This window comes from Qipengyuania soli, assembly GCF_015529805.1.
In the GTDB taxonomy this organism is placed as follows: domain Bacteria; phylum Pseudomonadota; class Alphaproteobacteria; order Sphingomonadales; family Sphingomonadaceae; genus Qipengyuania; species Qipengyuania soli.
Genome location: NZ_CP064654.1, coordinates 660,974 through 685,216 on the forward strand (window position 1 = coordinate 660,974; position 24,243 = coordinate 685,216).

Below are 24,243 nucleotides of genomic sequence, written 5' to 3' on the forward strand. Positions count from 1 at the left end.
CCCCATGAATTTGCGTCCGATTTCTGCACTTGCCGCACTGGCACTTGTTTCGGCCTGCGGTAACAACGCCACCGGTCCGAAAGAGGGCGAGGCGATGGATCCGGCCAGCCAGCAGGCGCTCAATGACGAGCTCATGACCGACCCGGACCTTGCCAACCGCAACGAGGCGGGCGCGGCGCTTTCGGGCACCGGCAACGACGCGGTTCCGGAAATCGACAAGAGCATCCGCGCCATCGAAGCAGCCCGGACGAGGGCGGTAGAACTGGTTGGCGGCACGGCAAACATGAAGCCTGCGCCGGCCGCGCGCCAACTCGCCGCGAATGCCCCCGACACGAAGGCGATGGTCGCCGCCGCCAAGGCAGCCGTCACGCCGGGTGGGGCGAACTGCGCCGATAGCGTCGAATACGGTGCGGCTTGGGCTGCGAAGCTGCCAGCCACTTTCCCGGTCTATCCGCGCGGCAATACGCAGGAGGCCGCCGGCACCGACGAGGGCGATTGTGCGCTGCGCATCGTGACCTTCCTCACCCCGGTGGAGATCGACGAAGTCTTCGCCTTCTACGCCTCGCGCGCGACGGCGGCAGGCTACGCGGTCGAACACGTGCTCAAGGGCGAGGCGAATATCCTCAGCGGCACCAAGGGCAAGTCAGCCGTCGTCGTCTACGCCACGCGCCTGCCTTCGGACGTGACGCAGATCGATCTTGTCACGTCCGAATAAGGACGGGCGTCAGGCGTCCTTGAGGCCCACACCGATGTTCGCGCGCGGCTGCTCCATCTCGGTGCTCGCCACCGGATAGGCGCAATAATCGGCGGCGTAGAAGGCTGCGGGACGATGGTTGCCCGACAGGCCGACGCCGCCGAACGGCGCGGCCGAGGATGCGCCGTTGGTCGGGCGGTTCCAGTTCACCACACCGGCGCGGATTTCGGTCCAGAAATGCTCGAAATCCTTCGGACCGCCGCCAATCAGCGAAGCGGCGAGGCCGTAACGGGTGTTGTTGGCCTCGGCGATAGCGGCATCGAAATCGGCCACGCGGATGACTTGCAGCAGCGGGCCGAACAACTCGATGTCGGGACGTTCGGCAATGTCCGTCGCATCGAGGATGGCGGGGCTGAGGAAGGGAAGGCTCTCGTCCTTGCGCTTCATGTGCATGACCGGGCGTCCACCACGGTTCATCAAAGCGACGAAGCTCTCGGACAAGAGGTCCGCCGTCTGGTTGTCGATCACGCAGCCCATGAATGGTTGGGGTTCGGCGAAGGGTTCGTCGACGATCAGCCGTTCGGTCAGGCGCTTAACCTCGGCGACCAGCTTGTCGAACATCGAATCGACGATGATCAGGCGTCGCGCTGCGGTGCAGCGCTGGCCTGCGGTGGTGAAGGCGGACTGGATGATGGTGACTGCCGCGTCTTCCAGCTTGGGCGTGTCGATGGCAACGATCGGATTGTTGCCGCCCATTTCCAGCGCAACGATCTTGCCCGGGTTGGTCGCCAGCTTGCGGTTGATGGCGATGCCCGCGCGTGCGGAGCCGGTGAAGAGAACGCCGTCGATCGCATCGTGCTCGACCAACGCCTTGCCCTCTTCCGGGCCGCCGTGGATGCACTGGATGACGCTTTCGGAAATGCCTGCCTCGTGGAAGCAACGGGTCAGAAATTCGCCCACCGCCGGCGTCTTCTCCGACGGCTTGAAGATGATGACATTGCCCGCAATCAGCGCGGGGACGATGTGGCCGTTGGGCAGGTGCGCGGGGAAGTTGTACGGGCCGAGAACGACCATCACCCCATGCGGCTTGTGGCGCAGCGCCGCTGTTCCCTGGAGGGCGCTGTTGAGCTTCTTCTGGCCGGTGCGCTCGGCATAGGCGGTGACCGAAATCTCCACCTTGGCGATGACCGCCTCGACCTCGGTGCGGGCTTCCCACAGGGGCTTGCCGGTTTCGCGGGCGATGAGTTCGGCGAAGGGCTCGGCGTGCTTGCGGACGGTATTTGCGAAGCGGCGGAGCAGCTCGATGCGGTTGCCCAGCGGCGTGCGCGCCCACTCTGCCTTGGCACCGGCCGCGCGGTGGATGACTGCTTCGACATTGCCCGCCGTGCCGCGCCAGATTTCGGCACCGGTTGCAGGCTCGAAGGAAACCAGTTCGTTGCTAGACACTTCTACCTTCCCGCGTCGCGATCCCGGATGCCCGCGCCTATGTGCGAGGCGAGGCAAGCGGTCAAATATCCATTTATGTAACTAACCCGCATGGCCAAGGGGTCCCGGCGGGATCCCGTGCGCTTCACCCATGCGCCGCAGGGCAGCCACCTTGGCTTCGAGCACGCTCCAGTCGTCGCGCTGGTCGATGGCGGACCAGATCGATTCGACCTCTTCGATCAGCATCGACTGAGGTTGTTCCTCCGACCAGTAATCGTGGCTCGTATCGAGCAATTGATAGGCGGCAAGTGCCTCGGCGAGGCTGCCCTGGGCTCCCCGGCCGCCGCGATGGCGAAAAAAGAAGGCATCGGGACTCTCGCTGCTTTCGCGCAAATGCGCCTCGCTCGCGGCGACGAGGGCGGCATCTTCCTCTGCCCCGCGCGATTCGACGCCAAGACGCCAGCACCAGCGCCGCCCGATCGCTTCCATGTAGGCAGGACCGAAGCGCTCCATCGCGGCAATCAGTGGCGGGGCGTCGGACAGCTGGCGCAATGCCAAGGCCAGCTGCCCGCAATTCCAGTGCAGCGCCTCGGGCTGGCGGCCGAAGGCGTAGAGGCCCTGGTGGTCGAAATAGGCGGCCGTAAAGCCCGGGTCCCAGCGCGGCGCGAAGCGCCACGGGCCGTAGTCGAAGCTCTCGCCCGAGATGTTCATGTTGTCGCTGTTGAGGACGCCGTGGACGAAGCCCGCGACCATCCAGCTTGCGGCGAGGTCGGCAAGGCGCTCCACGACCTGTCCCAGCAACGTGGCGGCGGGGTTTTCGTCTGTCCCGCTCGCAGCGGGACCAGGGAACCTATGAAGACAATAATCGACCAGCTGCGCCATGTGATCGCGCTGTTCGAATACGGCGAGCCGCTGGAAGGTGCCAATACGGATGTGACCGTGCGAGAGACGGGTCATCACTGCCGAGCGCGTCGGCGAAGGCTCGTCGCCGCGCTGCAGCGCCTCGCCGGTTTCGACCACGCTGAAGGTCTTCGAGGTGTAGACCCCGAGCGCCTCGAGCATCTCTGTCGCAAGGATTTCGCGCACCGCGCCTTTGAGCGTCAGCCGCCCGTCGCCTTCGCGGCTCCACGGCGTGCGTCCCGAACCCTTGGTGCCCAGGTCCAGCAGCCGGTCTTGGCCATCGCGCATCTGGGCGAAGAGGAAACCGCGCCCGTCACCCAGTTCGGGATTGTAAACGCGGAACTGGTGGCCGTGGTATCGCAGGGCGAGCGGTTGCGGGAGATTGTCCTCCAGCGGCTCGAAGCGTCCGAAATGCGCCACCCACTCCTCGTCCGACATCCCGGCGAGGCCGATGCTTGCAGCATGGCGGTCGTTGCGGAAGCGCAGCCTGGTCTCGGGGAAATCGGCTGCCTCGACCGGATCGCCGAGCCAGTCTGACAATTCGAGGATTGCAGGATCGGGGCGATAGCTCGCGGCTTGCGGTTCTCCTCGCATGTCGCGATAGTGGGGGGTGAAGGCGTCCGGCACAAGGGCGCCACCAACCAGCGACGGGACGAACGCCGCCAGCAATGGACAACAGCTACACCGACCGCACCTGGCAGAGCGCCGACGGTCTCACCCTCCATTTCCGCGATTACCCCGGCAGCGATGCGCGCCCGCCGGTGATCTGCCTGCATGGGCTGACCCGCAATGCGCGCGATTTCGAGGCGCTTGCACCCCACATCGCCGCGCAGGGTTGGCGCGTGATCGTTGCCGAAATGCGCGGACGCGGGGACAGCGACTATTCGGACGACCCGGCCACCTATGCCGTGCCCACCTATGTCGGCGATCTGATGGCCCTGCTCGACCAGGAGGGGATCGAGAGCTTCGTGTCGGTCGGGACCTCGATGGGCGGGCTGATCACGATGATCCTCGCGACATTGCAGCCGCAGCGTATTGCCGGTGCCGTGCTCAACGACGTCGGTCCGGTTCTCGAGACCAGCGGCCTCGACACGATCAAGGGCTATGTCGGGCAAGGGCGCAGCTTCCCCACCTGGATGCATGCCGCCCGTGCTCTCGAAGAAGTTCACGGGGCGACCTTCCCGCGTTTCGATACCGAACAGTGGATTGCCATGGCCAAGCGCACGCTGACCCTGTCGAGCGGCGGGCGCATCGTGTTCGACTACGACATGAAGATCGCCGAGCCGATTCTTGCGGCCGACGAAAACGCGGTCCCGCCCGACCTCTGGCCCGCTTTCGAGACGCTGGCCGCCAAGCCGCTGCTGATGCTGCGCGGAGGGATTTCGGGCCTGCTAGGCGAGGAAGCCTTCGCCGAAATGCGCAGACGTGCCCCTGCAGCGGCAGCGACCACGATTCCGGATGTAGGTCATGCGCCCACGCTCGACGAACCAGAGGCCCGAGCGGCAATCGACAGTTTCCTCGCAGGACTTGCATGAGCGCGAAGAACGGCGGCGTCCCGCATATCCTCCACCTCCAGTCGACTTTCGCCGCCGGTGGCAAGGAGCGGCGCACTGTCCAGCTGATCAACGCTTTCGGAGCGAAGGCGCGCCACACGATAGTGTCCGCCGAACCCGAGCGGCTGGGCGCTGCGGATGGCATCGTCAGGGGTATCCATGTCATCCTGCAGCCGGAATTTCCCAGCCTGAAGGGCCTGCCGCTTCCCGGCCGCCTGCAGAAGATCGCAAGGGCGATGAAGGGTTACGACCTCGTCCTGACCTACAACTGGGGCGCGATGGACGCGGTGATGGCGCACACGCTGTTCAAGGACCTGCACAATCTCCCGCCGCTGATCCATCACGAGGACGGCTTCGACGAAAGCGAACTAAGGAAGCTGAAGACCAGCCGCACCTGGTATCGCCGTGTCGCGCTGGGAAAGTCGGCCGGACTGGTCGTGCCATCGGAGAAGCTCGAGGAAATCGCGCTGGTCGATTGGCAGCAGCCGTTGGGCCGCGTGAAGCGCATTCCCAACGGTATCGACACCAAGGCTTTCGCCATGCGCCCCAAGAAGGACGTTTTGCGGACCATCAAGCGTCCAGGCGAAATGTGGGTCGGCACGCTGGCTGGGCTGAGGACGATCAAGAACCTGCCGCGCCTGGTGCGTGCCTTCGCCCCGCTGCAGGAACACTGGCACCTCGTCATCCTGGGCGAGGGCGAGGCGCGCGCGGCGATCGAGGCGGAAGCTGACCGGCTGGGCGTCAATCACCGCGTCCACCTGCCCGGAGCGGTGGACGATCCTGCACGCGTAATCGGCCTTTTCGACATCTTCGCCCTGTCGAGCGATTCCGAGCAGTTTCCCCTGTCCGTGGTCGAGGCGATGGCAGCGGGCCTTCCGGTCGCGGCCCCGGCGGTGGGCGATATCGCCGACATCGTGTCGGACGAGAATGCGGAATACATCTCCTCACCCGGTGACGAGGCGGAACTGGCCGAAAACCTGCTGCAATTGTCGCTCTCCAAGGAACTTCGATCGCGCCTTGGAGAGGCCAACCGGACGAAGGCGGTGGCGCAGTTCGACGAGGCGAAGATGGTTGCGACCTACCGGCGGCTCTATTCCAGTGCCATGCGGCGGGATTTGTAGAGCTTTCATGCCCGGTTCACTCGGACGGGGACAGGTTGGTTGCACCATTGCCCTTGACCTGCGCACTGCCTAAAGACCCGCGAACCTTTCACAACCCAAGCGGAGCCCGCCCCAAGTGGCCCTCACACCCAAGACCCCGATGACCCGCGAAGACAAGCTCGCCCAGCGAGACGCCGCAGAGCAGGAAGCACTGCTGCGCGAGGTGGACGATGCCGTTCGCCAGGGCGATACGGAGGAATTCCTGACCAAGTGGGGCAAGCCCCTGCTGGGCGTCGTGATTGCCGGGCTCGTCGGGTTCGGCGGCTACCTGTTCTGGCAGAGCCGCCAGGAAGCGGCGATGGAGAAGAACTCCGAAGTGCTCGTCGGTGCACTCGATCAGGTCGGCGTAGGCAACCTCAAGAGCGGCTATGATGGCCTCGAGGAACTTGCCGGCGCAAAGGAAGGCGCGGCATCCGCGGCCGCCGGGATGATCCGTGCCGGCATCGCCGCGCAGCAGCAACGTCCCGAAGAAGCAGCCAAGCTGTTCGCCGCCGTTGCGGCCGATGACAGCGCCCCGCAGGTCATGCGCGACCTTGCCAAGGTGCGGGAAATTTCGGTCAAGTACGACACCATGAAGAGCGCCGACATCATCGCCGCGCTCAAGCCGCTGGCGGTTCCAGGTAACCCTTATTTCGGCAGCGCGGGCGAAATGGTCGCCCATGCCTATCTCGACATGGGCAAACGTGCCGAGGCAGGCGCAATGTTCGCCCAGATCGCCAAGGACGACGAAGTGCCCGAAACGCTCAGGTCGCGCGCGCGCCAGATGGCCGGCGTGCTGGGTGTCGATGCAATCGAAGACGTCGATGCGCTGCTCAAGGAGCAGGGTCTTGAACGCGATGCCGGGGCCGAAGCGCCCGCGGCAGGACAATAAGCGCCTTTCGGGGCCGGAACGAACGGAAGATGGTACGGATGGATCGACAGTCGATTTCGCGTGGCGCGCTGGTAGCAGCCCTTGCCCTCGGCCTTGCGGCCTGCAGTGGCGGGCTGTTCGGGAAGGGTGACAAGAAACAGACCCCGACTTTGGGCGAACGCCAGCCGATCCTTTCCAAGATCGTCACCAGCACTTCGGTCGACCCTGCGCTTGCAGGCGTGGCCGTGGTCCTGCCGCCCGAACAGGTCAATGCAGACTGGGCGCAGGCCGGCGGCACCGCGAGCAAGTCCTACGGACACCTAGCCCTTTCGGCGACACCGACCCGCGCCTTCACCACGCAGGTTGAAGGTACCAGCAAGACGCGCCGCCTCGGCTCGGCTCCGGTGGTCGGCGATGGAAAGCTTTTCGCCGTCGGCAGCGACGGGCAACTGACCGCGTTCGACGCGCAGACCGGTGCGCGCCGCTGGAGCTATGCCGCAGAGATGGCGAGCGACCTCAAGCCTTCGTCCTTCGGCGGCGGCGCCAGCTATGATTCAGGCAAGGTCTACATGACCGATGGTGCCGGGAACGTAGTCGCGCTCGATGCCGGCAACGGGGCGCAGCAATGGAAGGTAAAGCCCGGCGGTCCGCTGCGCGGTGCACCGACCATCGCCTTTGGCCTCGCTTTCGTGATGAGCCAGGACAACCAGATCTTCGCCCTCAGCCTGGCCGACGGTTCGGTCCAGTGGCAGGAATCAGGTTCCTCGACGCTGGCAGGCGTTTTCGGCGTTGCCGCGCCCGCAGCCGGACAAGGTACGGTGATTGCAGGCTACAGCTCGGGCGAACTCATCGCGCACCGATACGAAAACGGGCGCACCTTGTGGGCCGATGCTCTGGCGAAAACATCGATTTCGACCTCGGTGTCGTCGCTCACCGACATCGACGCCGACCCGATCATCGACCAGGGCCGTGTCTATGCACTCGGCCAGGGCGGTCGCATGGCGGCTTACGAGCTGGTCACCGGACAGCGTATCTGGGAACTCAACCTTGCGGGCATTTCCACCCCGGCTATCGCCGGCGAGTGGATTTTCACCCTCACCGACGACGCGCGCCTGCTGGCGATTGCCCGCAGCTCGGGCAAGGTACGCTGGCTGACGCAGCTGCCGAAGTGGCGCGACATGAAGGACGAGAAGGGCCAGATCTTCTGGAACGGACCGGTCCTCGCCGGCAACAACCTGTGGGCCGTGAACTCGGAAGGCCAGATCTACAAGATCAGCACTGCCGAGGGTTCGGCGAGCCTGTTCCAGGACATCGGCGAGTCGGTCACGCTGGCGCCGATCGTGGCCAACAAGACGCTCTATGTCCTTGACGACAGCGGGCGGATCACCGCCTTCCGCTGATTTTGGACCTTCTGCCGCCGCCCTGTTAACCATTCTCGTGTAAGGGCGGGGGCAAGATGGGCGACGTATCCACCGAAAGGCTGACGCGGCCGGAAAGCGACGTTTCGGCGGCGGTCGGGCTGATGGGCCTTGCCGGCCTGTTCGGCTGGGTCGCTTTCGCGCGCTCATACCCAGCGATCGCCGACGCGTTGCAATTGCCCGGACCGCATCAGGTGATGTCGGGACCGCACGCGGCGCTTGCGGCACTGTTCGCCGCCGCCCTGCCCATGGCGCTGTGGTCGATCTTGGTCGACAAGGTCCACCTGCGCCCCTCGACGGGCCTCGACTGGGGACTCGGAAAATCGCGCAAGCCCGACCGCCGTATCACCTGGACCAAGCTGTTCGGGATATGGGCCACCTGGGCGATCATCGCGGCGCTCTATTGCCTGTGCCGCTGGTACTGGAGCGGGAACTACGTTTTCGCCATCCGCGTGCTTGCATGGTCGGCCATCCCGCTCGTCATCCTGTCGGTCCCCTATGTCATGTGGATCGACCGCTACATGACGCAACCGAGGGATCACGCCTGGCACTTCGGTGCACTGCTAACGCGCCAGGCAGGATGGGAGCTCGAAGCCGTCAAGGCGCACTGGCGCACCTGGATCATCAAGGGGTTCTTCACCGCCTTCATGATTTCGATAACGCCCTTCGCCTTCGACCATGTGGTGAGCGCGGACCTTGCCATGCTGGCGCAGAACCCGGCCCAGCTCGCCCTGACGGTGATCGAGGCGATGTTCATGGTCGACGTGATCATCGGCACGGTCGGCTACATCGTCACCATGCGTCCGCTCGACGCGCATATCCGCAGCGGGAATCCCTTCCTCGGTGGCTGGGCGGCCGCGCTGATCTGCTATCCGCCGCTTGTCTGGGGCATCCTCGGTGACGGGAAGGCGATCAATTACGAGCAGAACACGCCCGGCTGGATCTACTGGATGGAAGGCAATCCGGCCCTGCTGAGCGCCTGGGCCGTTCTGCTGGTGGCACTCACTGCGGCCTATGCCTGGGCGACGTTTGCTTTCGGCCTGCGCTTCTCGAACCTGACCTATCGCGGCGTGCTGACCAATGGGCCTTACCGCTTCACGCGCCATCCCGCATATGTTTCCAAGAACCTGTTCTGGTGGTGCGCGACGCTGCCGTTTCTGGTGTCGACCGGCAACCCGGTGGAGGCGATCCGCAACACCTTCTTCCTCTTCGTCGTCAACGGCATCTACTACTGGCGCGCGAAGACCGAGGAAGCGCATCTCCTGCGCGAAGACCCGAAATATCGCGAATATCACGCCTTCATGGCGGAATACGGACTGCTGACCGCGCCCCTTACACGCGCGGCGGACATGCTCAGCCGAGCGGTTGGCCTTCGTCCGTCTCGTACATCCTGAGGTCACGCGCGACCGGCGGGTTCGCCGCCATGACCTTCTGGAATTCCTTCATGTGCGCCGAAGCCCCGTGCGCGGCGAGTGCTTCACGATCGCGCCAGCGTTCGAACAGGATCAGCGTATCGGGATCGGCGAGGTCGCGGGCGAAGGTGTAATCGTAGCAGCCATCTTCCGCGCGGCTGGCGCGGACCATCGCCACCACCGCATCGATCACGTCCTGTCCCGCATCGCCTGCCAGCTTGATGGTACCGTTTATTTGGATCATCGCCGCTCTCCCTCGCTCAGAAACTGTATTTGTAGACGCGCTTGATGTCTCCGCCCCATTCGCCGTTGTAACGGTCGAGGAGGACCTGCGCCGGGACCTTTCCGCTGGCGACGATCTCGTCGAGCGTTTCGAGGAAGCCCGTCTCGTTGTCGCCGGAGGAATTGAGCTTGCCGCGTGCGGTAAGGCCAGCGCGGGAAATCTTCAGTACCTCGCGGGCAAGGTCGCGCAGCTTGCCGCCACCGGGGATTTCGGCATCCAGAGCAAGCTTCGGCACCGCGTTGCGCAGGGCCTCGCGCTCGTCCATCGACCAGCCCTTGACCAAGTCCCACGCGGCATCGAGCGCGCCCTGGTCGTAGAGCAGGCCGACCCAGAAGGCGGGAAGGGCACAGATGCGGCTCCACGGGCCGCCATCGGCGCCGCGCATTTCGAGGAAGCTCTTGAGGCGCACTTCGGGGAAGGCGGTCGACAGGTGATCCCACCAGTCGCTCTGCGTCGGCTTCTCGCCGGGCAGGACCGACAGCTTGCCATCGAGGAAGTCGCGGAAGCTGAGGCCCGCTGCATCGATGTACTTCCCGTCACGGAAGACGAAGTACATCGGCACGTCGAGCATGTAGTCAACGTATCGCTCGTATCCGAAGTCCTCGTCGAACACGAAGGGGATCATGCCGGTGCGGTGGGGGTCGGTGTCGCTCCAGATATGGCTGCGATACGACAGGTAACCGTTGGGTTTCCCTTCGAGGAAGGGCGAGTTGGCGAAGAGCGCGGTAGCAAGCGGCTGGAGCGCGAGACTGGTGCGGAACTTCTGCGCCATGTCGGCTTCGGACGAATAGTCGAGGTTCACCTGGATCGTGCAGGTGCGCAGCATCATGTCGAGGCCAAGGCTGCCGACGCGCGGCATGTGCCGCAGCATGATGTCGTAGCGGCCCTTGGGCATGATCGGCAGTTCTTCGCGGGTCTTGTCTGGCCACATTCCGAGGCCAAGGAAGCCGACATCGAAGCGCTCACCGACTTCCTTCACCTGCTGTAGGTGCCGTCCGGTTTCGGCGCAGGTCTGGTGCAGGTTTTCCAGCGGCGCGCCCGACAGTTCCAGCTGTCCGGCGGGCTCAAGGCTCACGGTGCCGTCCTCGCCGCGCATGGCGATAACCTTGCCGTTCTCTTCAACCGGTTCCCAACCGAACTCGGTCAGTGCCATCAGGATGTCGCGGATGCCGCCGGGCTCGTCATAGGAGGGGGCCTTGAAGGTCTTGCGGCAGTAGACGAGCTTTTCGTGCTCGGTACCGATGCGCCAGGCGTCCTTGGGCTTCTCGCCCTGCTGCATTGGCTGGACCAACTGGTCACGCGACTCGATGATGGGATCGTCCTTGGCGGATGTGTCGCGTGTGCTCATGCCGGTTGCGTTAGAAAACCGAACCTTGCGTGGAAAGGAAATTATTCTTCGTCGATCCAGTCGCCAGCCTCGGCCATCCACACTGCCACGCCGGCTATCGCGGCCGTTTCGCCGCGCAGGATACGGGGGCCGAGACTTATCGCGACCGAGGCGGGATGGGCACGGATCGCGGCACGCTCTGCCTCGTCGAAGCCGCCTTCGGGACCGACCAGCAGGGCAGCAGGCCCCTCGGCATAGCAGAATGCGTCGGCGGCTGGCTCTCCGCCGTTCTCGTCGGCGAAGAACAGGTGGCGATCCTGTGGCCAGTCGCGCAGCAGGCTGTCGAGCTTCACCGGCTCGCCCAGTTCGGGGAGGGCGGTGCGGGCGCACTGCTCGGCGGCCTCGGTCGCGACTGCACGGGCGCGTTCGGCGTTGAGTTTGTCGGCAACGCAGCGCCGCGTGACTACGGGTACGATCCGCGCGACGCCAAGCTCGGTTGCCTTCTCGAGCACGAGGTCGAAGCGGTCTTTCTTCAGGAGCGCCGGGCAGAGCCAGAAGTCGGGCACCGGCTCACGCTCGCGCAGCAGTTCGCGTGGGGCGAGAGTCACGTGGCGCTTGCCGGCCTCCACCACCTCCGCAGCCCATTCCCCGGTCGCATCGTCACACAGGATCACGGCGTCGCCGGGCGCGACGCGCATCACCTTGCCAAGGTAATGTGCCTGATTGCCTTCGACATGCACCGGCAAGTCGAGGGCGATCGGACCATCGACGAACAGGCGGGGAGCACTCTTTGGCGGCCATGCGGGTGTTGCGGGCATGGCTTTGCAGGTGGCACGGTGGAAGGTAGGGAGCAAGCGATGAGCGACGCCGCTGCCCCCGAAATCGTCCCTGACACCGAGCACCGCGGGATCATTGCGCGCCTGCCGCAGCTGCCGCGTGACCTGGCCCAGCTTGCCCGCTTCGATCGCCCCATCGGGTGGTGGCTGTTATTCTGGCCGTGTGCATGGGGCGTGTGGCTGACAGGAGCGGGGTGGCAGGTCGAACTGGTGCTCTGGTTGCTGCTCGGCAGTATCGCCATGCGCGGGGCGGGGTGCGTCTACAACGACATTGTCGATGCCGACCTTGACCGGCAGGTGGCACGTACGGCAGTGAGGCCGGTGGCAAGCGGACGGGTATCGAAGAAGCTGGCAAGGGTATGGCTGCTCGCGCTCTGCCTCGTCGGCCTTCTGGTGCTGCTTCAGCTGCGACCGCTGGCGCAGGGCGTCGCGCTGGCGAGCGTTGCACTTGTGGCGGCCTATCCCTTCATGAAGCGGATCACTTGGTGGCCACAGGCGTGGCTCGGCATGGTGTTCACCTGGGGGCTGCTGGTCGGCTGGACGGAATTGCGGGCCGACAACTGGGATGCGCTTGCCGCAATGTATGCGGGCGCGGCGCTGTGGGTGATCGGCTATGACACGATCTACGCTCTGCAGGATCGCGAGGACGACGCGCTGGTCGGCATTCGGTCTTCCGCCTTGCGCATGGGCGCGCATGTGAGGAGCGGCGTTGCCGGATGCTATGCCGGGGCGATCGGGCTCTGGGCGCTGGCCTTCTGGCTTTATCGCGCGGACTGGGTGGCGCTGCTCGCCTTGCTGCCGGCTGCGGGCCACCTTGCCTGGCAGGTCGTGACGCTCGATCCAGAGGACGGTGCCAATCCGCTCGACCGTTTCCGTTCCAACCGCTGGACGGGCGCACTGGTCGCGATCGCCTGCTTCATCGTGGGGAACGCCTGATGTGCAACCTCTACCGCATGACCAAGAACAAGGACGAGGTCGCCAAGTGGTTCGACGTGGTCAACGAACTGGGCGGCGCGAACTTCGGTGACGAGGTCTATCCCGGATACCCGGGCGCAGTCGTCGAGGGAGGGCGCTTGCGCCAGATGAGCTGGGGTTTCCCGCTGGTGCTGAAGGGCAAGAACGGCCAGCCGCTGAAGCCCAAGCCGGTCAACAATGCCCGCACCGACAAGCTCTCCGGCTTCTTCTGGCGCTACAGCTTCGAGGAACGGCGCTGCATCATCCCGGTGACGGCATGGGCCGAGGCCGAGGGGAAGAAGGGATCGATGACCCGCAGCTGGCTCTCGCGCCCCGATGCGGAACTCTTCGCAGTTGCGGGCATCTGGCGCACCAGCGAGGAATGGGGCGATGTCTACTCCATGGTGATGACCGATGCCGCCGGCCTCGCCGCAGAGGTTCACACGCGCATGCCGGTGCTGCTGGCCGAGGACGATATCGCCACCTGGACGGGTGGGACTCCGCAAGAAGCGATTGCCTTGTGCCGTCCGTGGCAGGGCGAACTCACCCTCGACCGTACGGGGGAGCCGTGGTCCGGTCGTGGACAAGTCGGCTTGCTCTGACCCCGAAAACTTGAGCGACTCGGAAAAGGAGGAATAGCTTCCCTTTCATGACGGACACCTTCGTCGCCCTTTCCGATCCCACACGCCGGCTCCTGCTGGACCGGCTGAGCGAGGAAGGCGGGCTAACGCTGTCCGACCTTTCCGAAGACCTGCCGATGACCCGACAGGCGGTGGCCAAGCACCTGGCGGTGCTCGAGGCGGCCGAACTTGTCGCAAGCGAGCGGGACGGGCGGTGCAAGCGGCACTACCTCAATCCCGTACCGCTGGCGAAAATGGCCCGCCGCTGGCTCGGCCGGTTCGAGGATGTACCGATGGGTGCGATTGCGGGTTTTCGCTCGCAGCGCGCTGTTACTTCACCCGCACACCGGATTTGACCACCGCATCGACGTCGGCGAGTTCGCCTACGTCTACCAGCGGGTCGCCCGATACGGCGATCAGGTCGCCCCATGATCCCGGCTTCACCACGCCGACCTGACCCGCCTGGCCGAGTGCCTGCGCCGCATTGACCGTCGCTGCGCGGATCGCCTCGATCGGGGTCATGCCGTATTCGACCATGACCGCGAACTGCCCGCCGACTTCCTCGTGCGGCATCACCCCGGCATCGCTGCCGAAGACCATGCCGACGCCGGCCTGGTGTGCCTTGCGGAAATTGTCGCGCTGGGCCTGCGCGATCTCGCGGTCCTTGCGCAAATTGTCCTCCAGCGTGCCGTTCGAACGGCCCACGCGCTGGGTGTAGTCGGTGTTGTAGATGTCCATCGACAGCCAGGTGCCGTGCTGCTTGGCGAGGCGGATACCTTCATCGTCGATCAGGCTGGCATGCTCGATCGTGTCGATCCCGGCCTTGATCGCCGCCTTGATTCCCGCAGCTCCATGCGCGTGGGCGGCAACCTTGAGGCCCCAGAAGTGAGCTTCCTCGGCAATCGCGCGAAGTTCCTCCTCGTGGAGCTGTTGCTGGCCCGGTTCGGTGTTGCGGCTGAACACGCCACCGGTTGCGCAGACCTTGATGACTTCGGCGCCATACTTGCGCTGCTCTCGCACGCGCAGGCGGAATTCCTCGGGGGAATCGGCGACACCCGGGCTCTTCGCACCGAAGCTCGGCGGCAGGTAGGTCTCGTCGCAATGCCCGCCGGTCGCGCCAAGCGCATAGTTGGCGGTGACGATCCGCGGTCCTTGCACCCAGCCTTCCTCGATCGCTTCGTCGACGGCCTTCACATCGTAGTTGGTGTCGCCGACGTTGCGGACGGTCGTAAAGCCGACCTGCAGCATCTTCTCGGCATTCACTACGCCCAGGACGGTTGCGAAATTATCGGTGAACTGGAGGCCGGTGTAGCCGCCGTACTCGGGCCGCCCGTCGAGGTGGACGTGCATGTCGATGAGGCCGGGCAACAGGGTCTTGCCGGCAAGGTCGATATGCGTCGCGCCATCCGGCACCGCGCCGCCCGACGTCACCGCCGAAACCTTCCCGTCGACGATAACCACGACCGGATCGGCGATGTACTTGCCGCTCTCGACATCGAGCAACCGGTCGGCGGTGACGGCCACCGTTTCGGCAGCGAGCGGAGCGGCTACGAAAAGGGCAAGCGCGGAGGCGCAGGCGGCAAGCTTCATGGTGGTTCCCCTGCGGGGCGCAAGATCCGCGCCCCTTGGGGGAAGTTCATACACGAACCGGACGGGTTGGAAACGGGGTAGGGCGGTCCTTGTGCTTCTCCTGGCTGGCCTTGCGGCGCGGGAAGAGCGGCTGCGCAAACATCGGCGCGCGGGGGATGATCTCATTCATAGCTCACCACCTCGAATTCGATGCCGTCCCAGTCGAAGAAGTAGAAGCTCCTCGGCCCCGGATCGTACTCGCTGTGGCTGAAAGTCTCGAGCCCGTGGCCGAGCACAACCTTCTCGGCGGCGTCGAGATCGTCGACCTGCAGGCCAACGTGGTTCAGCGGCACGCCCTTGGCGAAACCGCCCTTAGCTGCATCGTTGGTGTAGATGGCGACGTAATTGTGCGCATCGCCGACGTGGATCGTCCGCCCGCCCATCAGCGAGGGACCGCGCCACCGCTCCTTCCACCCGAGCAGGTCCTCGAACAGGGTCTTGCTGCGTTCGGGGTCGGTAACGGTGATGTTGACGTGTTCGATATTGCCGTGGGCCATTGTGCATCTCCTTTGCCGCCGGAGGTTGAGAGTGTGGCGACATGCGATGCACCGACTTGTGCAACCTCAACCTCACTTGAGGTCAAGCTGCAAAATCGCTATCGCTGTGATCGATGAAAGCGAACGACCTTTTGACCATCGGCGAACTCGCTGCGCGCACGGGCCTGAGTGTCTCGGCGATCCGGTATTACGAGGACAAGGGGCTGGTCGAGCCCTGGCGGACCAATGGCAATCAACGCCGCTTCCTGCGCAGCGACATCCGCCGGCTGAGCTTCATCATGATCGCACAGAAGCTGGGCCTGTCGCTGTCGGAGATCGAGGAGGCGATGAAGCGCCTGCCGCAGGGGCGCACGCCCAATGCCGCCGACTGGAAACGCATCAGCGGCACCATCCGCCAGCGCATCGACGCGCAAATCGCCCAGTTGGAGAAAGTGCGCGAGGACCTCGACGGCTGTATCGGCTGCGGCTGCCTCAGCCTGAAGAAATGCGCGCTGTTCAATGCCGGCGACAAGTGGGCCGAAAAGGGTGCGGGGCCGCGGGTGCTGCTTTGAGAGCTGACTCTCGTCCTACGACCGGATCTCTGGATCACCTTCCATTGCATTTTCATTTTTGGCTGGCTGCGGGGAGCGTTGCGGCAGAAGCGCGCGGATCAACCGTCTGCGGAATGGAAGATCGACATAGACTGCCAGCAACCATGACGCGAGGCAAAGGAGCAGGATCACGCTCAAAGCTGGCCATGGGGCGTGTTGTTCGAAGAACACGGGACTGTCCGGGTCATTGTAGTGGAACACGTAAGGGTAAACCGTCGCGTGCAGGATATAGAGTGGGTAGCTGACCACTCCGAGAACAGCGCAAATCTTGTGCCATCTCCCTTTTGCCGTGCTTCCAGCGCCGAGCCAGACCATCATTGGCATCCAGACCGCGATGACCAGCAATTCGTAGAGCCAGCCCCATACCGCGACTGCATCCGGGCGCCACAGGAGGGGCACGATCAGTAGCGCAAACAGCAACACTGGATGCAAAGCCCATTTTGTGGGCCTCCTTAGCCAAAGGCGGTGAAGCGCAACGCCTGCAAAAAAGGAAAACGTCACGCGCGCCAACCCACCAATCACGCTTGGTCGCCAGGTTCCCCTGTCGAGAGTGCCTTCAACGATCCCGGTGTAAATGAGTGCGGCGAGGCCGGCCAAGATGACGCAGACCAGCCAACGATCAGTCAGGCGTCGAATGAGCAGTGCGAAGAGGATGTATGCGATGCCCTCGTAAAAGATCGACCAGGCCGGATAATTCAGCGGGTACAGATCGTCGTACTGCTGTGGGTATGGGAGCGGATACGGCAGCATGAAGAGGTTGAAACCGACGTTGCCCCAATAGACTACGGGGTTGTCTGGAAACTCGAAGATCGCCTTCGAAATCGCGCCGAGCAGCAGGCCCAGAAAGAACAACGGGTAAAGTCGGATCAACCGTGCCAGCAGAAAACTGCGGCGCGGGTAACCGTTCACCAGTTCGGCCTCGTATGAGTAGGCGATGACGAAACCGCTCAGGACGAAGAAAAAATCTACGACCACAGAGACGATGGCCGGGTGAAGTGGCCCCAGAAACCATTGTATGTGCATTGTCGCAACAGCCAGAGCGGCAATTCCGCGCATACCGTTCAGGGTTTCGAAGGTCTTGCGATCGCCGGCTTGGGTTATTGTCATCTCGAACTCGCGACGAAGTGTGAGAACGTTCTCACGATGGCGCAGTTTCACCGATGACGCACGTGAATTCTTTTCCCGGCTTCGTCCCAACTCAGAACGTTAGCGCCACTGAAAATGGCGCCCGAACCTCGCCACTTCCCCTAGTACTCCGGCCCCAGCTCCGGGTCCAAGTCTCTCGGCCGCGCGAAATGGACCAGCGTGCCGCAGCCTTCGCGCAGGTCGGCCCAGTCGTCGATGGCGAGTTCGAACACGGCGTAGGCGGCGGTGGGGAACTTGACCTTGGCCTCGTCGAACAGGGCGTTTTCGTTTTTCGGTGAGACCATCTCGAAGACCATGTCGCCGAGGCCAGGGTTGTGACCTGACACCAGCACTGCCTTCGCGTCGCCGCCATGCTCGCGGATCACGTCGCAGATCGTGTCGGTGCCGGCGAGATAGAGCCGTTCGTCCCACACGGGTTCGAGGTCGGGCAGGGCATCGGCGAGGGTCAGCTTCACACGCTCGGCCGGGCTGGCGAGGAGCAGGTCCCACTTGACCCCATGGTCGCGGATATGGTCGCCGATGACCTGCGCGCCGCGGTGGCCGCGATCGTTGAGGCCCCGGTCGAAATCGCGCTTGTCGCTTTTCCCCCAGTCGGACTTGGCATGCCGCAATAGGCCGAGGATCTTCACTGGGTCTGGCTCTCCGCTTCGTCGGACACAAAGCTCTCTCGCGTCCCTCCAACACCTTGTGCGACCCGCTGTAAAGCCTCTTCCAATGTCATACGTATGACTGGCGTGCCCGCCGGGAACGCGGACAGCAATCGGGTGGGGAAGGCGGGCGAGAGGACCACGAAGTGACCCGCATCGTCACGACTGCGGATCAGGCGGCCGAATGCCTGTGCGAGCCGCGCACGGATGATCCGGTCGTCGTAACGCTGGGCGCCGCCTTCCTGCTCGGCAGCAGCGGCGCGGCGGGCGCGGTGGAGGATCGTCGGACGCGGCCAGGGCACGCTTTCCATGACCACGCAGCGCAAGGATTCTCCGGGAACATCGACCCCGTCGCGCAGGGCATCGGTGCCGAGCAGGCTGGCGCGCGGGTCGTCGCGGAAGATGTCGGTCAGCGTGCCGGTGTCGATGGGATCGACATGCTGCGCATAGAGCGGAAGTCCTGCGCGGGCGAGACGGTCGGCAATGCGCCCATAGACCGCGCGCATCCGGCGGATCGCGGTGAAAAGGCCGAGAACGCCGCCATCGCTTGCCTCGATCAGCCGGGCATAGGCGCCCGCCATGGCCGGGATGTCGCCCTTGCGGATGTCGGTGACGATGATGACCTCGGCCCGGCTCGCATAGTCGAACGGGCTGTCCGCCTGGGCGGTCTTCGGTTTCAGGTCGAGGTGGAGCGCACCGCTCTTGGCAATGGCATGCTCCCAATCCGGACCGGTCTCGTCGCGATCGGTCAGCGTGGCGCTGGTCAGCATGACGCCGTGCGCCGGTTCGAGCACCACCTTGGCGAAGGGTTTCATCGGGTCGAGCCAGTGGCGATAGAGCCCGACGTCGAATTCGCGCGCGTCGTTGCGATCGACCGCCAGCCAGTCGACGAACTCGGGATCCGCCGGCCCGCCGAGCCGCCCGAGCAGCGCTTCCCATGCGGCGATCAGGTCGATGCGCCAGGCGAGCGAATGACGCGCGCCTTCGATACGGGCGCGGCCCTGTCCGTCGAGCCAGTCGGGTGCGTCCTCCAGGACAGCCTCGAGCCGGCCGGCGAGCTTCAACAGCGGCTGGCGGATTTCGGCCAGCGCCTGTGCGGCGGCACCGGCGGCCTCGACCAGCTCGCCGGGTAGCTGTGCGGTCTCCGTCTCGATGCCGTATCCCGCCTCCTGCCCGCTCTCGTCGCGCGCGTAGGTGACGGCGCGGACCTGAGCGAGCAATTCCTCCAGCGGTCCGATCGGAGCATTCTCGACCAGCCGGCCGAGCCAGCCGTCGGAGGGGAGGGCATGCGCCGCCTCGACCGCCGCCTCGACCGCATCGCCTCCGGCCTCGTCATAGCTCGCAACATCGGCGAGCCGTGCGGCCAGCCCGCGCCTGCGGCCGCGGCTGTTCTTCTCCGGCCCGACGATCCAGCGCCGCAGCTCGATCGCCTCGGCTCCGGTGAGCGCGGCGGAGAAGGTGGAATCGGCGGCATCGAAAACGTGATGTCCCTCGTCGAACACGATCCGCGTGGGACGGTTGGCCGCATCGCGCCCGCGCGCGGCGTTGACCATCACCAGCGCGTGGTTGGCGATGACGAGGTCGGCCTGCGCGGCGGCACGGGCACTCTTCTCGATGAAGCACTTCCGGTAGTGCGGGCAGCCGGCATAGACGCATTCGCCGCGCTGGTCGGTCAGCGCCGCGATGCCGCGCTTGCGAAACAGAGTGCCGAGCCAGCCGGGGAGGTCTCCGCCGATCATGTCGCCGTCCTGAGAATAGGCCGCCCACCGCGCGACGAGATGCGCGAGGATGGCTGGGCGTCCGGCGAAACCGCCCTGCAGTGCGTCTTCTAGGTTGAGCAGGCAGAGGTAGTTCTCGCGCCCCTTGCGAACCACAACGGGGGGCGTGCCGTCGGGGCGCGTCGCGGGCCATGCGCGGGCGCTTTCGCGGCGCAGCTGGCGCTGGAGGTTCTTGGTGTAGGTCGAGACCCAGACCGTCCCGCCCGACAAGCGCGCCCACAGCGATGCGGGTGCGAGATAGCCGAGCGTCTTGCCGATGCCCGTTCCGGCCTGCGCGAGGAGGATATGCGGCCGCCGCTCGCGGTCGCGCGGGGCGAATACGCTACCCGCATCGCGCGAGAACAGCCGCTGGCCGTCGCGCTGCTCGGCGCCCTCTCCGGTCAGGCGGGCGAGTTGGCCTTCGATCTCGGCTTCCTCGATCAGTACCTGCTGCGGCTGGGGCCGATCCGGCGCTTCTTCCCACTCGGCAAGCTTGGAGAAGAGCCATTTCTCGGCCTTCTCCGGCTGGCGGATATGCGGGGCGAGGACACCGGCCCAGGGCCACCTCAGACGCGCGAGCGATTGCAGGGTCGACCACGCCCCTTCGCGCTGCTCCCAGGTGTCGCTCTCGCACGTGGCGACGAGCGCACCTGCCGCCTGTTGCAGGAGCAAGGGCACGCCTGCGTCGTCGGAAGGCTCCTCCAGCCCCAGCGCGTGGGCCAGACCCTTGGGCGTCGGCACGCAGAACTTCGCCGGATGGACGAAGGCGAAAAGCTCGAGCAGGTCGAGGCCGGAGAGGTCCGGATAGCCCAGCCTGCTTGCCACCAGCGGGGCATTCATCATTAGCAGCGGGGTATCGGCCGCGGCCATGACAGCCTCGCCCTTCGAACAGCCGCGAGTACTGCCGTTGGCATCGCGCAGCCAGGTCCCGGCGTGGCTCGCGTGGAGGGAAGGGAGGGGCAGCGGGGCGCTCACGATTCGACCATGCTTAGTGTGGAACGAAAAGTAAACAGAGGGACGGGGAAGGTCTGAATCCTGCCAACGGTTCGTCGCAAGCGGTCTTCACGCCGCCCCGAAATTAACGATCCGAAGCGTTTCAAAACAGTGTGTTGGTGGTTCCTGAACGGGAGATTACAGGAACTGTGGCCAAATCTTGCCGGTTTTATCGGCATGACCAAGACCCGCCATCTGCTCGCCAGCGCCCCCATCGCGATTGCCGCCATGGCCGCGCTTTCCGCTACTCCCACGCTTGCCCAAGAGACTCCGGTCATCGTCCTCGATGTCCCGACTCCAGCAAGTTCGCCTGCGCCGGTTATCGCCATTCCCGAAGCGGTGCCTACCGCGACTGCGACGAGCGTCGCAGGACCGGATAGCGAGCCGGTTGCCCGCACCGGCACGCCGGTTTCCGAGCCTGCAGCGACGACGGCAAGCCCACGTCGGGCAACGTCCGCGCCGACCGCTCGCACCGCCGTGACTCCCGCCGCGCCGTCAGCTGCCGCGACCGAATTGCCGACCGAGGCGGTCGCAGCGCCGACAGCCGATATCCTGCCGACTGCGAATGAGGCAGAGATCGCAGCTGCACGGGCCGAACTCGAATCCATTCCCGAACCCGTCAAGGACGGGTCGAGTGCTGCGCTGCTATTCGCCCTGCTCGCTGCGGGCGGCGTAGGCCTCGCCGCCTTCTTCCTGGTGCGTTCGCTCCGCCGCCGCGTGGTCGATGTGCCGGTGATCGAGCAGCCCGTTGTCACGCGTCCGGTAGATACCTTCGACCGCGAACCGGCCGTGACTGCCTACGACGCCGCTCCCCTCGTCGCCACGCCGGCCCTCGAACCCACCGCTCCGATTGCCTCGAGCAACGGCGCTGCGGTCGAGATCCCGCCGGTTGCCCCGAAGACCGAACGCGAGCGTGACAACCTGCTGCGTCGCATGATCGCGGCCAAGCCGGACCGCGCCAATCCCTTCCAGTCGCACAAGGCACGGGCGAAGCGTGCGCGACTGATCCTCCAGTCGATCGGTACCCGCTTTACCGATCGCAAGCCGGGCATCGACCTCAGCCAGTACACCAATGTCTGGCCAGAGCTCCGTGGCTGGCGACCTGCGACCGCCTGATCCCCTCCCAACCCTCAGCTGGCGTCGCAGCGGTAGGGGTGTCCGCCTTCGGGTCGGGCACCCCTATTGCGTGTCAGGCGGCGATGGCGAGGTCCGAAGCGGCAAGCGCCTGGGCAAGGTCCGCAAGGATGTCGTCGCTGTCTTCCAGCCCAACCGACAGTCGCAGCAATCCTTCGCCGATCCCGTGCGCCGCGCGTTCTTCGGGCGTGTAGGTGGAGTGGGTCATCGATGCCGGATGCTGGATCAGGGTTTCGGCATCGCCCAGTGACACGGCGCGCATGATCATGCCGAGCCGGTTCATGAAGCGAATGCCCTGCTCGTAGCCGCCGGCAAGGTCGAAGGCGATCATCCCGCCGGGCAACGCCATCTGGTGGTTGGCGAGCTCGTGCTGGGCGAAGCTTTCGAGGCCGGGGTAGTGGACCGCCGCGACCTGCGGCTGGGCTTCCAGCCAGCGCGCGACGTCGAGCGCGGTGGCGCTGTGCCGCTCCATCCGTAGCGCCAGTGTCTTGAGGCCGCGCATGATGAGGGTGGCGGTGAAGGGGCTCATCACCGCGCCGGTCATGTCCTTGAGGCCCTCCAGCCGGACCCGCTGCATCGTCTCGGCACTGCCCGCAACGAGGCCGCCAACCAGATCGCCATGGCCGCCAAGGTACTTGGTGGCCGAATGCACGACCACATCCACGCCGAGTTCGATCGGGCGCGTCAGGGCGGGTGTCGCATAGGTGTTGTCGACCACGACCTGGGCACCATGAGCGTGCGCCACTGTGCTGATAGCGGCGATGTCAACCAGGCGCATGTTCGGGTTCGCAGGCGTTTCGAAATAGACGAGTTTCACCCGATCGCTCATCGCGGCTTCGAGGGCTGCGGGATCGGTCAGGTCCACATGGGTGACCTTGATCCCGAACTTGGCGAGGCCGTGGCGGAAGAAGGCGAAGGTGCAGCCATAGAGCGTCTTGTCGGTCACGATCTCGTCACCGGCGGCGAGCAGCGTCCACATGACTGCGGTGATCGCGCCCATGCCGCTGGCGGTGGCAACACCCGCCTCGGCACCCTCGAGCGTGGCGATGCGTTGTTCGAGCAGGTCGAGCGTCGGGTTGGAGATGCGGCTGTAGAAATAGCCCGCCTGTTCACCGGCAAAGATCGCGCCGCCCTGTTCCGCACTTTCGAAGGCGAAGGTCGATGCCATGTGCATCGGCGGGGTCAGCGCACCCATGTTCTCAGCTGGGTCGTACCCGTGGTGAATGGCGCGGCTGGTGAAGCCTGAAAGCTGCTTGCGACTCATGGTTTGTGCCCTTGTTTGTTGTTTCGGCACCATCATAGCGTCGTGACGCTGGCATTTTTCTCCTATCTATGCCACGATTGTTCTTCAGATTAGCATTATATGCCAACGAAGGGGTCAATGGACGCAAAAGATCGCCAGATACTTCGCGAACTCCAGCGCGACGGGCGGCTGACGAATGCGGAATTGTCGGAGCGGGTGAACCTCTCGCCTTCGCCATGCCTCAGGCGGGTGCGCAATCTCGAGCATTCGGGCGTGATCGACCGCTATGTCGCCATCGTCGACCGCGAGGCGGCCGGTTATCCCGTGAGCGCTTTCGTCCAGGTCACGCTCGCCCGGCATGACCGCGAGGTGGTCGCCGCCTTCGAGGCGCGGGTCCGCGAGACGCCACAGATCCTCACCTGCCATTTGATGACGGGAAGCTCGGACTACCTGCTCCAGATCGTGGTCGCAGGCCTCGACGCCTACGAGGATTTCATGCGCGGCACGCTGCACGACACGCCGGGCATCGCAACCATCAACACGAGTTTCGTCTACGGGACGGTGAAGGACACGGTGGAATTGCCCTGAGTGTCTCGTTGGCGGCTATTGGCGGCACACGAGGTAAACGCGAAGGGCGAATATTGGGTGGAGGGCGGACGTTACCCTACGACGGTCGCCTCGCCGATAAATTGTCCTTCCCAGAGGTAAAATCGTTTTGCTCGCCTTATGGCATCTGCACCTTGCTCCGTGAGGAAGACGAAGCCGACGCGCCGTTCCGTCCCCGCTTCAAACGGGCCGTCAGTCAACTGCATTTGAGCTTCCCATCCGCCGAGACTTATGTCCTTCGATGTAAACAACGGACATCTGTAACCCGGCAGTGCTGGTCGCGCCTTCCCTCCGTCTTGCACCGAATAGAGCCTCACATCAGCCATGAGGTCAGACGGCTCAAATTGTGACTTGTTGCTATTCATGATGGCAAGATGCCGCCTGAGGCTGATGTCCGCAATCGGGTCGTTAGCGGTCAGTCCGTTCGTGGCGCTTCGCTAACTCGGTGAAGCGGTCATCAGGTGGGTGGAAAGCGGACATTATTGCCACGGGCATCCGCCATCCCCGTCTAGGCAGTAAGCTAGCCTAAACAGTGCGTTCCAGATCGGAGGCCAACCGAGCATTGCCGT

The 24,243-nt window shown here is 64.7% G+C and carries 24 protein-coding genes; 12 read left to right on the top strand and 12 right to left on the bottom strand.

What is annotated here, in order from left to right:
• The first annotated feature begins 4 nt into the window (after nucleotides 1-4).
• Nucleotides 5-715, top strand: a complete 711-nt coding sequence (locus IRL76_RS03320; RefSeq protein WP_200983149.1) for a hypothetical protein — start codon at nucleotides 5-7, stop codon at nucleotides 713-715.
• Nucleotides 716-724: 9 nt separating this feature from the next.
• Here the strand turns inward: IRL76_RS03320 and astD are convergent, their stop codons facing one another.
• Nucleotides 725-2,140, bottom strand: coding sequence for a succinylglutamate-semialdehyde dehydrogenase (astD, locus tag IRL76_RS03325; protein ID WP_200983151.1), 1,416 nt, complete (start codon nucleotides 2,138-2,140; stop codon nucleotides 725-727).
• 81 nt (nucleotides 2,141-2,221) lie between these two features.
• Nucleotides 2,222-3,613, bottom strand: coding sequence for a protein adenylyltransferase SelO family protein (locus IRL76_RS03330; protein ID WP_200983153.1), 1,392 nt, complete (start codon nucleotides 3,611-3,613; stop codon nucleotides 2,222-2,224).
• 74 nt (nucleotides 3,614-3,687) lie between these two features.
• Between IRL76_RS03330 and IRL76_RS03335 the strand changes: the two genes are divergently transcribed.
• The 5 genes from IRL76_RS03335 (at nucleotide 3,688) to IRL76_RS03355 (ending at nucleotide 9,394) form a co-directional block, all read left to right on the top strand.
• Entirely contained in the window at nucleotides 3,688-4,554 is an 867-nt protein-coding gene (locus IRL76_RS03335) for an alpha/beta fold hydrolase (protein WP_200983155.1), read from the top strand.
• Nucleotides 4,551-5,693 carry a glycosyltransferase family 4 protein gene (locus IRL76_RS03340; RefSeq protein WP_200983157.1) on the top strand — a complete coding sequence of 381 codons (1,143 nt, stop codon included), beginning with the start codon at nucleotides 4,551-4,553 and terminating at the stop codon, nucleotides 5,691-5,693. The genes IRL76_RS03335 and IRL76_RS03340 overlap by 4 nt, the downstream gene beginning before the upstream one ends.
• Nucleotides 5,694-5,808: 115 nt before the next feature.
• Entirely contained in the window at nucleotides 5,809-6,603 is a 795-nt protein-coding gene (locus IRL76_RS03345; RefSeq protein WP_246449957.1) for a tetratricopeptide repeat protein, read from the top strand.
• 38 nt (nucleotides 6,604-6,641) lie between these two features.
• Nucleotides 6,642-7,982, top strand: coding sequence for an outer membrane protein assembly factor BamB family protein (locus IRL76_RS03350; RefSeq protein ID WP_246449958.1), 1,341 nt, complete (start codon nucleotides 6,642-6,644; stop codon nucleotides 7,980-7,982).
• Nucleotides 7,983-8,038: 56 nt separating this feature from the next.
• The gene (locus IRL76_RS03355) at nucleotides 8,039-9,394 is read left to right on the top strand and encodes a methyltransferase family protein (protein WP_200983161.1); all 1,356 of its coding nucleotides are present in this window, start codon (nucleotides 8,039-8,041) and stop codon (nucleotides 9,392-9,394) included.
• Here the strand turns inward: IRL76_RS03355 and IRL76_RS03360 are convergent.
• The 3 genes from IRL76_RS03360 to IRL76_RS03370 are packed head-to-tail and all read right to left on the bottom strand — an operon-like array spanning nucleotide 9,354 to nucleotide 11,840.
• Nucleotides 9,354-9,656 (bottom strand): putative quinol monooxygenase, encoded by a 303-nt coding sequence (locus IRL76_RS03360; RefSeq protein WP_200983163.1) that lies wholly within the window; start codon nucleotides 9,654-9,656, stop codon nucleotides 9,354-9,356. The two genes, IRL76_RS03355 and IRL76_RS03360, sit on opposite strands and share 41 nt — an antisense overlap.
• 16 nt (nucleotides 9,657-9,672) lie before the next feature.
• Nucleotides 9,673-11,043, bottom strand: coding sequence for a glutamate--cysteine ligase (locus IRL76_RS03365; protein ID WP_200983166.1), 1,371 nt, complete (start codon nucleotides 11,041-11,043; stop codon nucleotides 9,673-9,675).
• 41 nt (nucleotides 11,044-11,084) lie between these two features.
• Nucleotides 11,085-11,840, bottom strand: coding sequence for a 16S rRNA (uracil(1498)-N(3))-methyltransferase (locus IRL76_RS03370; protein WP_200983168.1), 756 nt, complete (start codon nucleotides 11,838-11,840; stop codon nucleotides 11,085-11,087).
• A gap of 39 nt (nucleotides 11,841-11,879) precedes the next feature.
• Here IRL76_RS03370 and ubiA point away from each other — a divergent pair, with 39 nt between their 5' ends.
• The 3 genes from ubiA to IRL76_RS03385 are packed head-to-tail and all read left to right on the top strand — an operon-like array spanning nucleotide 11,880 to nucleotide 13,788.
• Nucleotides 11,880-12,794 (top strand): 4-hydroxybenzoate octaprenyltransferase, encoded by a 915-nt coding sequence (gene ubiA, locus IRL76_RS03375; protein WP_200983169.1) that lies wholly within the window; start codon nucleotides 11,880-11,882, stop codon nucleotides 12,792-12,794.
• The gene (locus tag IRL76_RS03380) at nucleotides 12,794-13,414 is read left to right on the top strand and encodes an SOS response-associated peptidase (protein WP_200983171.1); all 621 of its coding nucleotides are present in this window, start codon (nucleotides 12,794-12,796) and stop codon (nucleotides 13,412-13,414) included. Before ubiA ends, IRL76_RS03380 begins: the two co-directional genes overlap by 1 nt.
• A gap of 47 nt (nucleotides 13,415-13,461) precedes the next feature.
• Nucleotides 13,462-13,788, top strand: a complete 327-nt coding sequence (locus IRL76_RS03385; RefSeq protein ID WP_200983173.1) for an ArsR/SmtB family transcription factor — start codon at nucleotides 13,462-13,464, stop codon at nucleotides 13,786-13,788.
• Here IRL76_RS03385 and IRL76_RS03390 read toward each other — a convergent pair.
• Nucleotides 13,763-15,022 (bottom strand): Xaa-Pro dipeptidase, encoded by a 1,260-nt coding sequence (locus IRL76_RS03390; RefSeq protein WP_200983175.1) that lies wholly within the window; start codon nucleotides 15,020-15,022, stop codon nucleotides 13,763-13,765. The genes IRL76_RS03385 and IRL76_RS03390 overlap by 26 nt on opposite strands.
• Before the next feature lie 161 nt (nucleotides 15,023-15,183).
• On the bottom strand, nucleotides 15,184-15,558 hold the full coding sequence (locus IRL76_RS03395; RefSeq protein ID WP_200983177.1) for a VOC family protein: 375 nt from the start codon (nucleotides 15,556-15,558) through the stop codon (nucleotides 15,184-15,186).
• Nucleotides 15,559-15,671: 113 nt separating this feature from the next.
• On the opposite strand from IRL76_RS03395, the gene soxR reads away from it, so the two are divergent.
• Complete coding sequence (soxR, locus tag IRL76_RS03400; protein WP_200983179.1) at nucleotides 15,672-16,109, top strand: redox-sensitive transcriptional activator SoxR; 438 nt, start codon at nucleotides 15,672-15,674, stop codon at nucleotides 16,107-16,109.
• A gap of 15 nt (nucleotides 16,110-16,124) precedes the next feature.
• Here soxR and IRL76_RS03405 read toward each other — a convergent pair whose 3' ends face one another.
• The 3 genes from IRL76_RS03405 to IRL76_RS03415 form a co-directional block, all read right to left on the bottom strand.
• Nucleotides 16,125-17,306: an acyltransferase family protein gene (locus IRL76_RS03405; protein ID WP_200983181.1), complete on the bottom strand. Its 1,182-nt coding sequence runs from the start codon at nucleotides 17,304-17,306 to the stop codon at nucleotides 16,125-16,127.
• An 89-nt stretch (nucleotides 17,307-17,395) separates the two neighbouring features.
• Nucleotides 17,396-17,923 (bottom strand): SixA phosphatase family protein, encoded by a 528-nt coding sequence (locus tag IRL76_RS03410; protein WP_200983183.1) that lies wholly within the window; start codon nucleotides 17,921-17,923, stop codon nucleotides 17,396-17,398.
• The gene (locus IRL76_RS03415; protein WP_200983185.1) at nucleotides 17,920-20,673 is read right to left on the bottom strand and encodes an ATP-dependent DNA helicase; all 2,754 of its coding nucleotides are present in this window, start codon (nucleotides 20,671-20,673) and stop codon (nucleotides 17,920-17,922) included. Before IRL76_RS03415 ends, IRL76_RS03410 begins: the two co-directional genes overlap by 4 nt.
• Nucleotides 20,674-20,868: 195 nt before the next feature.
• Between IRL76_RS03415 and IRL76_RS03420 the strand changes: the two genes are divergently transcribed.
• A complete protein-coding gene (locus tag IRL76_RS03420) occupies nucleotides 20,869-21,807 on the top strand; it encodes a hypothetical protein (protein ID WP_200983187.1) in 939 nt (312 codons plus the stop codon).
• A 73-nt stretch (nucleotides 21,808-21,880) separates the two neighbouring features.
• Here IRL76_RS03420 and IRL76_RS03425 read toward each other — a convergent pair whose 3' ends face one another.
• Nucleotides 21,881-23,089, bottom strand: a complete 1,209-nt coding sequence (locus IRL76_RS03425) for a methionine gamma-lyase (RefSeq protein ID WP_200983189.1) — start codon at nucleotides 23,087-23,089, stop codon at nucleotides 21,881-21,883.
• A 117-nt stretch (nucleotides 23,090-23,206) separates the two neighbouring features.
• Between IRL76_RS03425 and IRL76_RS03430 the strand changes: the two genes are divergently transcribed.
• The gene (locus tag IRL76_RS03430; protein WP_246449959.1) at nucleotides 23,207-23,656 is read left to right on the top strand and encodes an Lrp/AsnC family transcriptional regulator; all 450 of its coding nucleotides are present in this window, start codon (nucleotides 23,207-23,209) and stop codon (nucleotides 23,654-23,656) included.
• A 71-nt stretch (nucleotides 23,657-23,727) separates the two neighbouring features.
• Here IRL76_RS03430 and IRL76_RS03435 read toward each other — a convergent pair whose 3' ends face one another.
• Nucleotides 23,728-24,039: a hypothetical protein gene (locus IRL76_RS03435; RefSeq protein ID WP_200983193.1), complete on the bottom strand. Its 312-nt coding sequence runs from the start codon at nucleotides 24,037-24,039 to the stop codon at nucleotides 23,728-23,730.
• Nucleotides 24,040-24,243 lie beyond the last annotated feature (204 nt).

Coding starts and splice junctions, on each gene's coding strand:
- IRL76_RS03320 (WP_200983149.1), top strand. CDS start 5: ATGAATTTGCGTCCGATTTCTGCACTTGCCGCACTGGCACTTGTTTCG.
- IRL76_RS03330 (WP_200983153.1), bottom strand. CDS start 3,613: ATGCGAGGAGAACCGCAAGCCGCGAGCTATCGCCCCGATCCTGCAATC.
- IRL76_RS03335 (WP_200983155.1), top strand. CDS start 3,688: ATGGACAACAGCTACACCGACCGCACCTGGCAGAGCGCCGACGGTCTC.
- IRL76_RS03340 (WP_200983157.1), top strand. CDS start 4,551: ATGAGCGCGAAGAACGGCGGCGTCCCGCATATCCTCCACCTCCAGTCG.
- IRL76_RS03350 (WP_246449958.1), top strand. CDS start 6,642: ATGGATCGACAGTCGATTTCGCGTGGCGCGCTGGTAGCAGCCCTTGCC.
- IRL76_RS03355 (WP_200983161.1), top strand. CDS start 8,039: ATGGGCGACGTATCCACCGAAAGGCTGACGCGGCCGGAAAGCGACGTT.
- IRL76_RS03360 (WP_200983163.1), bottom strand. CDS start 9,656: ATGATCCAAATAAACGGTACCATCAAGCTGGCAGGCGATGCGGGACAG.
- IRL76_RS03365 (WP_200983166.1), bottom strand. CDS start 11,043: ATGAGCACACGCGACACATCCGCCAAGGACGATCCCATCATCGAGTCG.
- IRL76_RS03370 (WP_200983168.1), bottom strand. CDS start 11,840: ATGCCCGCAACACCCGCATGGCCGCCAAAGAGTGCTCCCCGCCTGTTC.
- ubiA (WP_200983169.1), top strand. CDS start 11,880: ATGAGCGACGCCGCTGCCCCCGAAATCGTCCCTGACACCGAGCACCGC.
- IRL76_RS03380 (WP_200983171.1), top strand. CDS start 12,794: ATGTGCAACCTCTACCGCATGACCAAGAACAAGGACGAGGTCGCCAAG.
- IRL76_RS03385 (WP_200983173.1), top strand. CDS start 13,462: ATGACGGACACCTTCGTCGCCCTTTCCGATCCCACACGCCGGCTCCTG.
- IRL76_RS03390 (WP_200983175.1), bottom strand. CDS start 15,022: ATGAAGCTTGCCGCCTGCGCCTCCGCGCTTGCCCTTTTCGTAGCCGCT.
- IRL76_RS03395 (WP_200983177.1), bottom strand. CDS start 15,558: ATGGCCCACGGCAATATCGAACACGTCAACATCACCGTTACCGACCCC.
- soxR (WP_200983179.1), top strand. CDS start 15,672: ATGAAAGCGAACGACCTTTTGACCATCGGCGAACTCGCTGCGCGCACG.
- IRL76_RS03420 (WP_200983187.1), top strand. CDS start 20,869: ATGACCAAGACCCGCCATCTGCTCGCCAGCGCCCCCATCGCGATTGCC.
- IRL76_RS03425 (WP_200983189.1), bottom strand. CDS start 23,089: ATGAGTCGCAAGCAGCTTTCAGGCTTCACCAGCCGCGCCATTCACCAC.
- IRL76_RS03430 (WP_246449959.1), top strand. CDS start 23,207: ATGGACGCAAAAGATCGCCAGATACTTCGCGAACTCCAGCGCGACGGG.
- IRL76_RS03435 (WP_200983193.1), bottom strand. CDS start 24,039: ATGAATAGCAACAAGTCACAATTTGAGCCGTCTGACCTCATGGCTGAT.